The sequence below is a fragment of the Streptomyces sp. cg35 genome, from assembly GCF_050410835.1.
Taxonomy (GTDB): domain Bacteria; phylum Actinomycetota; class Actinomycetes; order Streptomycetales; family Streptomycetaceae; genus Streptomyces.
Genome location: NZ_CP191268.1, coordinates 2102594 through 2115585 on the forward strand (window position 1 = coordinate 2102594; position 12992 = coordinate 2115585).

The window sequence follows — 12992 nt, forward strand, 5'->3', positions numbered from 1 at the left end:
TCCTGTCCGCCAGCAGGAGGTTGCCCCATGTCTGAAACACGGCTGTCCGCAACACGACGTCACGTACTCGCCCGTACCGGTGCGTTGGGGGTGGGCATCGCCTTCGCCGGGACCCTGTCCGAGCTGTTCGCCGGCTCCGCCGCCGCTCAGGGACGGACCGGCTACGGCCCCCTGGTGCCCGACCCGGCCGGTCTCCTCGACCTCCCGAAGGGCTTCCGCTACAAGGTCCTCTCCCGGGAGGGCGACCGACTCCGGTCCGGAGAAGGCCCGGTGCCCAGCAATCACGACGGCATGGCCGCCTTCGCCGGCAGACAGGGCCGCGTGCATCTCGTGCGCAACCACGAGAACCGCGTCACCGGCAAGGTCCCCGTGCCGACCGTCGACGGGATCACGTACGACCCGATGGGCAAGGGCGGCTGTACGGCGCTCGCCCTCGACCGGCACAACAACGTGCTGTCCGAACGGGTCGCCATCGCCGGTACGGCCGTCAACTGCGCCGGTGGGCACACCCCTTGGGGCACCTGGCTCACCTGCGAGGAGACCGAGGACAAGGCCGGCACGAACGGCTACACCAAGGACCACGGCTTCATCTTCGAGGTCGACCCCGTCGACCCGCGCCGCTCCGGCGCCGTGCCGCTCACCGCCATGGGCCGCTTCCAGCACGAGGCCATCGCCGTCGATCCGCGGCGCGGCGTCGTGTACGAGACCGAGGACGCGTTCGACAAGCCCTTCGGCCTCTTCTACCGCTTCCTGCCCGAGAAGCCGCGCGGCGGCCTCGGCTCGCTGCGCGCGGGCGGCACGCTCCAGGCGATGCGCGTGCCCGGCGTGCCCGACCTGTCGGCGGTGCAGGAGACCGGGGCGACGTTCGGGGGCGTGGAATGGGTCGACGTGCCGGATCCGCTGGCCGCTCACACCCCCATCCGCAACCAGGACTTCGGCCCCAAGGGCATCACCCACGCGCAGAAGCTGGAGGGCTGCTACTGGGGCGGGTCGTGCGTCTACTTCGTGTCCTCGTACGCGCGCAGCCGGGAAGGATCCGCCGCCGACCACTTCGGGCAGATCTGGCGCTACGACCCCGCCGCGCGCCGTCTCACCCTGGTGATCGTCTTCGGGCCCGACACGGATGTGCAGCTGCCCGGCGAGGAACCCGACAACATCTGCCTCGCGCCCAGCGGCGGCCTCATGGTCTGCGAGGACGGCGAGGGAGCGCAGCACGTCTTCGGCGTGACACGGAAGGGCGAGGTGTACGCGATGGCGCGGGGCCGGCAGAACATCGGGACGCCCGAGGACCCCTCGTGGGGCGAGTTCGCCGGGGTCACGTTCGCGCCGGACGGCGACACCATGTACGTGAACTGCTACACCCCCGGTACGACGTTCGCCGTCACGGGCCCCTGGCACCGGTAGCGCGAGTAGCGGCGCCGCCCGTGCCGACGCAGGATCGAAGGACCTGACCGGAAGGGGTGCGCAGTGGCCAAGTCCACATCCCGGGACAAGAGCGAGAAGAAGGCCCGGAAGAAGGGCGGCAAGAGCGCCAAGGGCTCCGGCGGCAAGGCCGCGGCCCCGCTGCGCGAGCTGCTGCGCATCCCCGAGGGCGAGCGGGTGGACCTCACGTCGTACGACCCCGCCGGCACGCCCGGCGGGCCGCGCAGCAAGGAGGAAGGAGTCGCGGCCACCGCCCGAATGGGCGAACGCCTCGCCGGCCTCCAGGAGCGGCTGTGGGCGGCGGGCACGGCCGGTGACCGGCGCCGTGTGCTGCTGATCCTGCAGGGCATGGACACCAGCGGCAAGGGCGGCACCGTCAAGCACGTCATCGGGCTGTTCAATCCGTCCGGCTGCCGCATCAAGGCGTTCAAGGCGCCCACCCGCGAAGAGCTCAACCATCCGTTCCTGTGGCGGATCATGAAGGCCCTGCCGCAGGCCGGCGAGATCGGCATCTTCGACCGGTCCCAGTACGAGGACGTACTCATCGCGCGCGTACGGGAGTTGGTGCCGCGCAGTCAGCTCGGACGGCGCTACGGGCAGATCAACCGGTTCGAGAAGTCGCTGGCGGACGACGGCGTGACCGTCGTGAAGTGCTTTCTGCACATCTCCTACGAGCAGCAGAAGCGCCGGCTGCTGGAGCGGCTCGACAACCCGGAGAAGTACTGGAAGTTCAACCCGGGCGACATCGAGGAGCGGGCGCTGTGGCCCGCCTATCAGGACGCCTACGAGATCGCGCTCGAGCGGTGCTCCACGGACGACGCGCCCTGGTACGTGGTGCCCGCCGATCGCAAGTGGTACCGGAACTGGGCCATCAGCACCCTGCTCGCGGAGCATCTCGAGGCCCTCGATCCGCAGTACCCGAAGGCCGACTTCGATGTGGACGAGTGCCGGAAGCGGCTGCTCGCCACCTGATCGTTGTTTTTGTCAACTGGCTTGTTGGTGGCCGAGTTTGGCGGGTTTCGAGCGGCGTGGTGCGTACGTGACCTGGGCAAGGTCCCAGCATGGAAGAACGGTCAACCACAGCGTGGGAGTTCACCGACGACCGCGGGCATGTCGCCGCCGCGCCAGAGGCGCCGACGCGGATCGTCGCCTACATACAGGCCGGGGCGAGCCTCTGGGACCTCGGGATACGCCCCGTGGGCATCTTCGGTTCGTACCACGACGGGGAGAGAGCCGACCGCGCCAAGTCCGGGGCACTGCCGCTCGACGACATCTCGTATCTGGGGGCCGGGGCGGGGCTCGGCCTCGACGACGTGCTCGGTGTGCGGCCCGATCTCGTCGTGGCGCTGACGTACGGCGGCGGGCAGGTGTACGGGGTCGAGCCGGATGTGGCGAAGCATCTGGAGGAGCATGTCCCGGTCGCCGTGATCGATGTGGGGCAGGGGCGGGGGCTTGCCGCCGTGCGGGAGCGGGTCGCGGAGCTCGGGCGGTCGCTCGGGGTGGCGGAGGAGGCCGGAGCACTTGCCGAACTCACGCGCGCGGAGCGGGAGTTGAGGGGTGTCGCCGAGGGGTCCGGGGCTGTTCGGGTGTTGGCCCTGTCGCCCGGCGGGGCGGACAGTGTGCACCTCGCCCGGCCCGGGAAGTGGCCCGATCTGAGCGCGCTCACGGGGCTGGGGGTGCGGACGGTCGAGCCGCCCGAGGGGCCGGGGGCGAACTGGCACACCGGGTCGTGGGCCGACGCGGCCGAACTGGCGCCGGATGTGGTGCTGGTGGATGCCCGGGCCAATGCGGCGCCGCGGTCGCAGTATGCGGGGGACGCGCAGTGGGCCGCCGTTGCCGAGCGGGCTGTGGTGCTGCCGTGGAATCCGGAGATTCCGGCCAGCGCGGCGGCGCATGCGGCGTTCTTCGACGGGGTCGCGGGGGCGTTGCGTCTGCGCGGGGCCTCGCGATGAAGGGAGGGTGGCCGTCTGGGCTGTGGAGGGCGGCTTTCCGTTGTCTCCGATAGGTGTGTGGGTGGGTGCGGGGCCGCCCTGGGCATGTCCGTGCTCGCCATCTTGATGGCCTCGCCGGTTGCTTCGCGCTTCGTCACCGCGTGAGCTGTGTTGCGTGCGCACATACCCAGACCGGCCCCTCCCGTCTCGTACGCGAGTGATCGCCGGTGGGGCCTGGAGATCAAGCCCCTCCGGCGATCGAGGCGCGTCGCCCCGGAGCCTGTGCGGCAGTCCCGGGCAACGGATCGGCCGGCCTCCGGAGCGGGCCGAACGCCCACCACACCAGCAACGTCACCCCCGTTCCCGCCACCGCCCCGGCCATCGTGTCGGAGAGCCAGTGCGCGTGGAGCCACGTACGGCTCCACATCATGGCCAGAGTCAGCAGCGTGGCCGCCGGGTACCAGAGACGGCGGGCCGCCGCAGGCAGCAGCGCGGTGATCGCCACGACCGTCATCGCCATCGTCGCCGCGTGGCCCGAGGGGAACGAGCCGTGGTCGACCGTCACCAAGGGATGAGCCGGGCGCGGGCGGTCGACGACGTGCTTGAGGGCCTGGACCGCGAGGTGGGTGAGCAGTGTCGCCGTGAAGACGAAGAGCGCCTGGCGGGGGCGGCGGAGAGCGAGGAGGAGCGCCGTCGCCGCCAAGGGGACCAGCGCTCCGTACGGGCCGCCGAACCAGTTGAGCGCCGACGCCAGGGTTGCGGCAACTCCCTTGTGCGGGCCGCCCATCCAGCGCAGCCAGGTGTCGTCCAGGACCTGGAGAGGGTGGGGGGCGCCGGCTCTGAGTGATACCCCTGTCGCGAGCGGGACGAGGAGGAGCGTCAGGGAGGCGAGGAGCTGCGCGCGAGCGCGGGCAGGCGGGGGCTTGGCCATCGGGCACCTTTCGGAGTGCGGGTGGGCTGCGCGATGGTTACACGTGTCACCACGGGGGTGCCAGAGGCCGGTGCGGGATTTCTTCGCGGGTCAGGCGGAGGATTCTCGCGGCTCGATGTGCGCCGTCGAGCGGTAGTGCACCCCCGGCCGGACCGAGGGGTCCGTGATCAGTCGGTCGATCAGGTCCGCCACCTCGTGCGGCTCGGGGAGTTCGCTGCGCACGCTGGTGAGGCGGGGGCGCAGCAGGCGGGCGATGAGGAGGTCGTCGGCGCCGACCAGGGCCGTGTCGCCCGGGACGTCGACGCCGGCGTCCTGCAGGGCGCGCATCAGGAGCATCGCGTACTCGTCGTTGTACGCGAAGATACCGTCCAAGTGCCGTGCCTTCGCGGCCGCTTCGGCCGCCGACTGCTCGGTGTGGGCCAGTGGGAGCGGGGTCAGGTTCGCGCCGCGGAAAGCCGTCGTCGCGGCTTTCGCTCCCGCGAGGCGTGGGGCGCTGAAGGGTTCCAGGCCGTGCTCCTGGGGAACCACCACGCCCAGTTCGCGGCGGCCGGACGACAGGAGATGGGCCGCGGCCACCGCGCCGATCTCCTCCTGGTCCAGGGTGATGCCGTGGGCGCCGGGGACGGGGGGCGGGCCGAAGGAGAGGACCGCCCGGGTGCCCGAGCGGTGGAGTATGGCGACCGATTCCTCGGTGAGGGGGGCGCCGAAGGTGGTGAGGACCGCCGCGGGGCGCAGTTCCGCCCAGGCGCGGGCGGTGTCCTGCGGTGAGCGGTCCGCCCGGGCCCCGTGCAGGACTCCGGTGTAGCCGTGCTTCTCCAGCGCGGTCTGGAACCGCGCGACGAACGTGGCGAAGAGCGGGCCGAAGGCGGGGACCCGGTCCGCCGGGACCGCGATCAGGACCAGGGCGCTGCTGCCCGAGCGCAGCGAGCGCGCGGCGGCGTGGGGGACGTAGCCGAGTTCCTGCGCGGCCTGCTCGACCTTGGCCCGGGTGGCGGCGCTGACCCTGCCCGCCGCCTGGCCGTTGAGGACGTAGCTGACCGTCGCACGGGAGACCCCGGCGTGGCGGGCGACCGAGGCACTGGTGGGCGCGGGCTCGCGCTCTGCGCTGTCGTTCATGGCTGGTGCGCATCCTTTCACAGCGGCCTGGTGCGGGCTTTTTCGGCCGCGGGTCTGGTGCGGGGACCTGCCGGGTGCTAAAAACTCCGTTACACGTGTCAGGTTACACGTGTCACCCACGCCGCCGTCAGGGTCGGCCCGTCATGAGGAGGAGGGCAACGTGGCCCTTTCCGCCCAGCGAGATCCCGCGGCCGCCGTCCGCACCCCGCGCGGCCTGCTGCCGCTGCTCACCCTCGGCAACACCGCCATGTACACCCTCTACATCGGGGTGGGCGGCGTGCTGCTGCCCCTGCAGATCGAGCAGATCGACCGCGCCGGCAAGGTCGCCGCGCTGGGGCTGGTGAGCGGTGTGAGTGCCGTGTTCGCCACCCTCTTCAATCCGGTGGCCGGCGCGCTGTCCGACCGGTCCGGGCGGCGCAATCCCTGGATTCTCGGCGGCGGGCTCGCCGCCGTGGGCGCCATGGCGCTGCTCGGCGGTGCGGACACCGTGCTGCTCGTCGCCCTCGCCTGGTGCGTGGGGCAGGCGGTCATGAACGTCCTTCAGGCCGCCCTCACCTCCGTCGTCCCCGACCGGGTGCCGCTGTCCGCCCGGGGCCGGGCCTCCGCCGCCGTCGGGCTCGGGATGCCCGTCGGCTCGACGCTGGGCGCCCTGCTCGGAGCCGCGTTCAGCGATCACCTGCGGACCGGCTATCTGGTGCTCGGGCTCCTGGTCGCGGTCGCCGCCGTGGTCTTCACGGCCGGAACGCGCGAGGAGCGGCGGCCGGCGGCCGAAGTGGTGCCGTTGAAGCGGCAGTTCGGTGCGTTCATGAGCGCACTGCGCCATCGTGACTTCATGTGGGCCTTCGTCGGGCGGGCGTTGCTCGTCCTCGGCTACTTCTGCGTCTTCGGCTACCAGCTCTACATCCTGGATGATCACATCGAGCTGCCGAAGGGGATGGAACCCGCCGATGCCGTCGCGATCCTCGCCCCGCTGTCGTCCGTGGCGATGGCCGTCGCGACGGTGGCGGGCGGCGTCCTCTCCGACCGGCTGGACCGGCGCAAGCTCTTCGTCGGGGTCTCCGCGCTGGTGTCCGCGGTGTCGCTGCTGATACCCGGGGTGTCCCCCACCTGGCCCGCGATGCTCGTCTTCGCCGTGCTCAACGGCCTGGGCTTCGGGTGTTTCATGGCCGTCGACAACGCCCTCGTGACCATGATCCTGCCGAGCGAGGGCGATGCGGCGCGCGATCTCGGCGTGCTCAACATGGCCAGCGCCGGGCCGCAGATCCTGGCCCCCTTCGTCGCCTCCGTCATCGTCTCGGCCTGCGGTGGCTACACGTCCCTGTTCGTCGTCGGCGCGGTGCTCTCCGTGCTGGGCGCGCTCGCCGTACGTCCCATTCGCGGCGTGCGCTGAGCACCGTACGAAAGAGAAAGGCATCCCTGATGAAGCTGCACACCCGGGAATGGGGCAGCGGTGACCGCGTCGCCCTGCTGGTCCACGGGATCATGTCGGACCACCGCACCTGGCGGCGGGTGGGGCCCGCGCTCGCGGAGCGGGGCTACCGGGCGATCGGCGTCGACCTGCGCGGGCACGGGGCGAGCGGGCGCGGCACGTACAGCGTCGACGCGTTCGCCGACGACCTGGTGGAGACGCTGCCCGCCGGGGCGGAGCTGGCCCTCGGGCACTCGCTCGGCGGGCTGGCGCTCGCGCTCGCCGTGGAACGGCTGGCCCCGCGGCGTGCCGTGTACTGCGATCCGGCGTGGGCGCTCACGCAGTCCGTCGACCCGGCGCTGTTCATGGAGTTCCGCCATGCGCCGCGCGAGCTCATCGCGCAGTTCAATCCGCGGTGGGAGGACGCCGACATCGACGTCGAGCTGGCCACGCTGGCCGACTGGGATCCGCGCTCCGCACTGGCCGTCGCCGGGGAGCACGCCGTCGACCGTACGCCCGCGCGGGCCGTGGTGCCGTCGCTGGTGCAGGCGGCCGGGCCGAGTCTGCTGGTGCCGCAGGAGCTGAAGGAGGAGCTGGTGCGGCGGGGGTTCGAGGTGCGGACCGTCGAGGGCGCCGGGCACACCATCCACCGCGACGACTTCGAGGGCTTCATGAAGTCGCTGGAGGGCTGGCTGTGACCGTGGACGAGGTCACCGCGCTCACCACGGGTGGCGAGGTGCGGGGCACCCGGCTGCGCGGCGGTGTGCGGCGGTTCCTGGGGATTCCCTACGCGGCCGATCCGGTGGGCGCGGCGAGGTTCCGGCCGCCGGGGAAGCCCGCGGCATGGAGCGGGGTGCGGGACTGCCGGGTCGCGTCGCCCGCTCCGCCGCAGGGCCCCGATCCGCTGCTGGAGGACGTGGTCGGGGCGGGCCGGGTGGCGACGGACGAGGCCGGGTCTCTGACCGTCAACGTGTGGAGCCGTGAAGGGAGTTCGGACCGTCCCGTGCTGGTGTGGGTGCACGGCGGCGGTTACGTCCAGGGGTACGGGCATCAGGTGTGGACCGACGGCGAGCGGCTCGCCCAGCGGTACGGCGTCGTGGTCGTCTCCCTCAACTACCGCCTGGGCGCTCTCGGTTGGCTGTACGTGCCCGAGCTGCTCGGCGAGGAGTACGCCGGGTCCGGCAACCTCGGGCTGCAGGACCAGATCGCCGCCCTGGCCTGGGTGCGGGACAACATCGCGCGCTTCGGGGGTGATCCGCGCCGGGTGACCGTGTTCGGGGAGTCGGCGGGCGGCGGCAGTGTCGCCGCGCTGCTGGGGGCGCCCGCGGCCCGCCCGCTGATCCACCGGGCGATCCTGCAGAGCCCGCCGGTGCGCGCGGTGCGCTCGGCGGCCGGGGCGGGCGAGGTGGCGCGGGCGTACGCCGCCGTACTGGAGGAGCGGACGGGCGTCACGGACGTACGGGAGGCGAGTTCCGGGCAACTGCTGTCCGCGCAGGACGAGTTGGTGCGGCGGTACCCCGTGCGGGACATTCCCTTCACGCCCGTCGTGGACGGGGCGGTGCTGCCGCTGCATCCGCTGCGGGCGCTGCGCAACGGGTCCTGCGCCCACATCCCCGTCATCGCGGGGACGACCGAGCACGAGGGGCGGCTGTTCGTCGGGCTCGGGTCCGGCGCGACGGAGGACGACGTCGAGGCGGCGCTCGCCGGGGCCTTCCCGGACGCGGAACGGCGGGCGCGGGCGCGCTCCGTCTACCGTGCGCACGAGGAGAGTTCGGGCGGGACGCTCGCGGCGCTGCTCACCGACGGGCTGTTCCGTGAGCCGACCGACGCGCTGCTGGACGCGGCGGCCGAGGGCGGCGGGCGCGTGTGGTCGTATCTGTTCCGGGAGCCGACGCCGGCGCTCGGCGGGCTGCTCGGCGCCGCGCACACGCTCGACATCCCGTACGTGTTCGACGTGCTGGACGGCCCGGGCCTGCGTGCCTGGCTGGGCGACGAGCCCGCGCAGCCGCTCGCCGACGCGATGAGCGGGGCCTGGGTGCACTTCGCGCGGGAAGGCGCACCGGCCCATCATCTGCTGCCGTCGTGGCCGCGGTTCGAGCCGGGCGGACGGGCGACGATGCTGCTCGGCGGGGAGCCCGGGGGCGATCGCGTGGGCGAGGTGGCCTTTGACCCGTTCGGGGACCGGAGGGAGCTGTGGCGCGAGACCGCCCCCGAATTGCCCGATTAATACCATTTTCAGAGTTATCGTCGCCGGGTGATCAGCTCCCTCCGTCGCACCGTACTGACCTGCGCCCTCGGCGCCCTCGCGCTCGGCGCCGCCGCCTGTTCCGGCGGCGCCGAGCCCTCGCACCCGGGGCGGGCCGGCCGGCCGGCCGTGAGCCCCTCGGCCACGGCGCCGACCGGGCCGTCGACACTCGCCCCGGGACCGGCGGGGCTCACCCCCGTCTTCAAGAGCGTCCCGAAGGCGAAGGAGCGGACGGTCGCGCTCACCTTCGACGCCGACATGACCGCCGACCAGGGCGCCCGCGCCGCCTCCGGCGAGCACTTCGACAATCCCCGGCTCATCGCCGCGCTGCGGGCGCTGAAGGTTCCGGCGACCGTCTTCATGACCGGCCGCTGGGCCGATCAGTACCCGGCCCAGGCCAAGGACATCGGGGGCGACCCGCTCTTCGAGGTGGCCAACCACTCGTACAGCCACTACGCCTTCACCGGCGACTGCTACGGCCTGCCCACCGTGCCGGCCGGGCGGATGCGCGCGGACGTCGAGCGGGCGTTCACCGCGTTCCGCAAGGCGGGGGTCGCGCACATGGTGCCGTACTTCCGCTTCCCCGGCGGCTGTTACGACAAGCAGGCGCTGAAGGCGCTGATCCCCGCCGGGGTCACCGCCGTGCAGTGGGACGTGGTCAGCGGCGACGCGTTCGCCACGGACGCGGACGCGGTGACGCGGCAGGTGCTCGACGGGGTGCGGCCCGGCTCGGTCGTCGTCATGCACTGCACGCGCAGCGCGGCGCCGACGACGGAGCGGGTGGTGCGGTCCGTCGTACCGGCACTGCGCGCCAAGGGCTACCGGTTCGTGAAGGTCTCCGAGCTGATCGGGGCGGCCCGGAAGGCGTGACCGTACGCTGAGAGGCATGGAGAACACGGAGGACGTCGAGGCCGCCGGGTCCGACGAGGACGCGGCCGGCTCCTGCGCCCGGCCCGCGGACCGCCCCGCGGCCGCCGCCGAAGGCCCGTTCGCCGAGTGCGTGCTGTGCCGGGAACCCACCGAGTACCCGGAGTCCGCCAAGGGCGCGACGCTGTGCCCGGTGTGCGAGTGGCAGGAGGCGCAGCGCACGGCCTGCTCCGGATAGCGAGCAGGGCCTGGGCGACGGCGGCCTTCTGTGCGCGGGGCTGCTGGCAGACTGGAGGGCGTGACCAGCGACGACACCGCAACGCCCCAGAACTCCGACAGCCCGTTCCGCGACGGGCGCACCGCGCGCGACGAGGCACCGCAGTTCGTGCTGCCGCTCGTGGTGCGCATCGAGCGCGCCGCGCCGCCGGCCCGCACGGACGCGCTGGAGACGGCGGCGCGCGCGGTGCTGGTGATCCTCGCCGACGAGCGGTCCCTCGGCGACGGGGAGTGGGCGGCGGCGATGCGGGACTGGCAGGACGCCCGGATCCGCAAGGTGGTGCGGCGGGCGCGGGGCGCCGAGTGGCGTCGGGCGGAGGCGCTCGACGGCATCACGGTCACGGGCGGGTCGGCCGAGGTGCGGGTCTTCCCGCCGGTCCCGCTCGACGGCTGGCCCAAGGACCTGGCCCGGCTCCAGGTGTCCGGCACGGACCTCGACGACCCCGAGCCGCCGTCCGCCCCGGATCCCGCGGCGCCGGTGCTGTGGCTCAACCCCGATCTCGACATGACCGCGGGCAAGGCGATGGCCCAGGCCGGGCACGGGGCTCAACTGGCCTGGTGGGAGCTGTCCGACACGCAGCGCAAGGAGTGGCGCGAGGCGGGCTTCCCGCTGTCGGTCCGGGTCGCGGACCGGTCCCGCTGGGAGCCGCTGACCACGGCCGGGCTGCCGGTGGTGCGGGACGCGGGGTTCACGGAGATCGCGCCGGGTTCGTGCACGGTGGTGGCGGAGGGGGCCCGGGAGGGCGGGCTGCTGTCGGATCTCGGCCGACGGTGACGGGCCGGCGGGCGCGCTGAGGTACGCGGGCCGGGCCGGGCCGGGGCGTGTGCGGGGCCCGGGAAGGGCCTCGTCCGCCCCGGCAGGAACTCGGTCATCTGACGTCGGCCTGGGCGGAGAGCGGGTCCGAAAGTTGCGGGTTCACACCCTGGCGAGCGGGCGCACGGCGGCCTAGCATCGACTTGTCCGACGACTTTCACACTCGGACGAGCCGGCTCCGGCACATCGGCGGCCGGCCTGTTCCGCCCCGAGACCCCGGGATCGCACCGCGCATGGCGCGCCGAAGGCGGCCGGGTCGTTTTCGCCGACACTCACCCGGCCCCCCGTCCTCCCGACTCCTGCGGGGCGAACTCCCGCACGCCTCCGGGCCGGTGGGGACGGTGAGCACGGGAACCGCGCAGGGGGAGACGCGCCCTCCCGTGCTCACGGGCCGCCGCCGATGCCGGCTCAGCCGCCGGCGGCGGCCGCTCCCTCGCGTGCCCGGGAGCCCGCGCGAAACCTCAAATGTTGCTCTGAACGTCCTTCCTCCTGGGTTCGGCCGGGCCCGCCGGGGTGATGAGAACAGCACGCCGCAGCGGACTGTCACGGCGGAGGAGGGGGACGACCATGCAGCAACTGGCACGCCTGGGCACCGGGATCGGCTGGCGACCCGAGATCGCCGACGTCGTCGAGGCCATGCCCGGTATCGACTGGGTCGAGGCCGTCGCCGAGAACCTCTGCCCCGGGCATCTGCCGGACTCCCTGCTGCGGCTCGCCGAGCGCGGCGTGACCGTCGTGCCGCACGGGGTGTCGCTCGGCCTCGGCGGGGCGGAGCGTCCGGACGGGCAGCGGCTCGCGGACCTCGCGGCGCGCGCCGAGGCGCTGGGTTCGCCGCTGGTCACCGAGCACATCGCGTTCGTCAGGGCGGGCGGCGAGCGCACCGCGTCGCCGCTCCTGGAGGCCGGGCACCTGCTGCCGGTGCCCCGCACCCGTGACGCGCTCGACGTGCTGTGCGAGAACATCCGGATCGCGCAGGACGCGCTGCCCGTGCCGCTGGCCGTGGAGAACATCGCGGCCCTGTTCGGCTGGCCCGGCGAGCAGCTGTCCGAGGGGCAGTTCCTGTACGAGCTGGTGGAGCGCACCGGGGTGCGGCTGCTGATCGACGTGGCGAATCTGCACACCAATCACGTGAACCGCGGCGAGGACCCGGCGAAGGCCCTGGACGAGCTGCCCGTCGAGGCCATCGCGTACGTCCATGTCGCGGGCGGCTTCGAGCGGGACGGTGTCTGGCACGACAGCCACGCCCACCCGGTACCGCGGCCCGTCCTCGACGTCCTCGCCGACCTGGCGTCGCGGGTGACGCCGCCGGGCGTGCTGCTGGAGCGGGACGAGAACTTCCCCGCCGAAGGGGAGCTGGAGCGGGAGGTGGCGACGATCCGGGAGACGGTGGCCGCTGCCGTGCCGAGGGCGCCTGTCGCCGCTCCGGTGCGGCCTGCTCCCGGCGCGGACCGTCCTGTCGAGGACGCGGTGCGCGGTCGGGTCGCGCTCGCCCAGGCCGCCCTGCTCTCCTCGCTCGTCGCGGGCACGCCCGCTCCGGAGGGCTTCGACCGGACGCGGCTCGCCGTGCAGAGCCGGGCCCTGGCGGGCAAGCGGGCCGACGTCGTCGCCAAGGTGGCACCCGAACTGCCGTCCATCCTGGGCCGCGACGCGTACCGCACGGCGTTCCTGGCGTACGCGCAGGAGCGGCCCATGACGGGCGGCTACCGGCGCGACGCGCTCGACTTCGCCGAGGACCTGCTGATCGAGCAGCGCGTCGGCGAGCCGTTCACCCGCAAGCAGCTGACCGACTGGTGGCTGGAGCGGTCGGGCCCGGCGTCGCTGGCGGGGCGCCCGGTGGCGCGGGCCCTGCGGGCCGCGCGGTTCGCGCTGCGCCGGGGCTGACCGGCCGTCGGGGCCGCCCGTCCCGTACTGACGCCTGCGGGGCGCGCGGGCCCGCACAACCCCCGTGCCCCGTACCGAAGGTGGCGTAGTCGGGGCTGATG

General features: G+C 73.3%; 12 protein-coding genes. 10 read left to right on the plus strand and 2 right to left on the minus strand.

The annotated features are described in order from the left end of the window. Nucleotides 1-27 precede the first annotated feature (27 nt). From ACQUQD_RS09720 to ACQUQD_RS09730, 3 genes are all read left to right on the plus strand, one after another. Nucleotides 28-1404, plus strand: a complete 1377-nt coding sequence (locus ACQUQD_RS09720) for an alkaline phosphatase PhoX (RefSeq protein ID WP_428951636.1) — start codon at nucleotides 28-30, stop codon at nucleotides 1402-1404. Nucleotides 1405-1467: 63 nt separating this feature from the next. After that, nucleotides 1468-2394 carry a polyphosphate kinase 2 family protein gene (locus tag ACQUQD_RS09725; RefSeq protein ID WP_428951637.1) on the plus strand — a complete coding sequence of 309 codons (927 nt, stop codon included), beginning with the start codon at nucleotides 1468-1470 and terminating at the stop codon, nucleotides 2392-2394. Between the two features lie 89 nt (nucleotides 2395-2483). After that, nucleotides 2484-3374, plus strand: coding sequence for an ABC transporter substrate-binding protein (locus tag ACQUQD_RS09730; RefSeq protein ID WP_428951638.1), 891 nt, complete (start codon nucleotides 2484-2486; stop codon nucleotides 3372-3374). 220 nt (nucleotides 3375-3594) lie between these two features. On the opposite strand, the gene ACQUQD_RS09735 is transcribed toward ACQUQD_RS09730, so the two are convergent. Next, nucleotides 3595-4284 carry a phosphatase PAP2 family protein gene (locus tag ACQUQD_RS09735; RefSeq protein ID WP_428951639.1) on the minus strand — a complete coding sequence of 230 codons (690 nt, stop codon included), beginning with the start codon at nucleotides 4282-4284 and terminating at the stop codon, nucleotides 3595-3597. A gap of 90 nt (nucleotides 4285-4374) precedes the next feature. After that, nucleotides 4375-5400: a LacI family DNA-binding transcriptional regulator gene (locus ACQUQD_RS09740; protein WP_428951640.1), complete on the minus strand. Its 1026-nt coding sequence runs from the start codon at nucleotides 5398-5400 to the stop codon at nucleotides 4375-4377. 160 nt (nucleotides 5401-5560) lie between these two features. Here ACQUQD_RS09740 and ACQUQD_RS09745 point away from each other — a divergent pair, with 160 nt between their 5' ends. The 7 genes from ACQUQD_RS09745 to ACQUQD_RS09775 all read left to right on the plus strand — a co-directional run bounded on the left by ACQUQD_RS09745 (nucleotide 5561) and on the right by ACQUQD_RS09775 (nucleotide 12891). Beyond that, on the plus strand, nucleotides 5561-6790 hold the full coding sequence (locus ACQUQD_RS09745) for an MFS transporter (RefSeq protein ID WP_428951641.1): 1230 nt from the start codon (nucleotides 5561-5563) through the stop codon (nucleotides 6788-6790). Between the two features lie 29 nt (nucleotides 6791-6819). Continuing rightward, nucleotides 6820-7506 (plus strand): alpha/beta fold hydrolase, encoded by a 687-nt coding sequence (locus tag ACQUQD_RS09750; protein ID WP_428951642.1) that lies wholly within the window; start codon nucleotides 6820-6822, stop codon nucleotides 7504-7506. Further along, nucleotides 7503-9035, plus strand: a complete 1533-nt coding sequence (locus ACQUQD_RS09755) for a carboxylesterase/lipase family protein (protein ID WP_428951643.1) — start codon at nucleotides 7503-7505, stop codon at nucleotides 9033-9035. Before ACQUQD_RS09750 ends, ACQUQD_RS09755 begins: the two co-directional genes overlap by 4 nt. Before the next feature lie 27 nt (nucleotides 9036-9062). After that, the gene (locus ACQUQD_RS09760) at nucleotides 9063-9923 is read left to right on the plus strand and encodes a polysaccharide deacetylase family protein (RefSeq protein ID WP_428951644.1); all 861 of its coding nucleotides are present in this window, start codon (nucleotides 9063-9065) and stop codon (nucleotides 9921-9923) included. Between the two features lie 16 nt (nucleotides 9924-9939). Beyond that, nucleotides 9940-10158 (plus strand): hypothetical protein, encoded by a 219-nt coding sequence (locus ACQUQD_RS09765; RefSeq protein WP_428951645.1) that lies wholly within the window; start codon nucleotides 9940-9942, stop codon nucleotides 10156-10158. Between the two features lie 60 nt (nucleotides 10159-10218). Then, nucleotides 10219-10971 (plus strand): peptidyl-tRNA hydrolase, encoded by a 753-nt coding sequence (locus ACQUQD_RS09770; protein ID WP_428951646.1) that lies wholly within the window; start codon nucleotides 10219-10221, stop codon nucleotides 10969-10971. A 606-nt stretch (nucleotides 10972-11577) separates the two neighbouring features. Beyond that, entirely contained in the window at nucleotides 11578-12891 is a 1314-nt protein-coding gene (locus tag ACQUQD_RS09775; protein WP_428951647.1) for a DUF692 domain-containing protein, read from the plus strand. Nucleotides 12892-12992 lie beyond the last annotated feature (101 nt).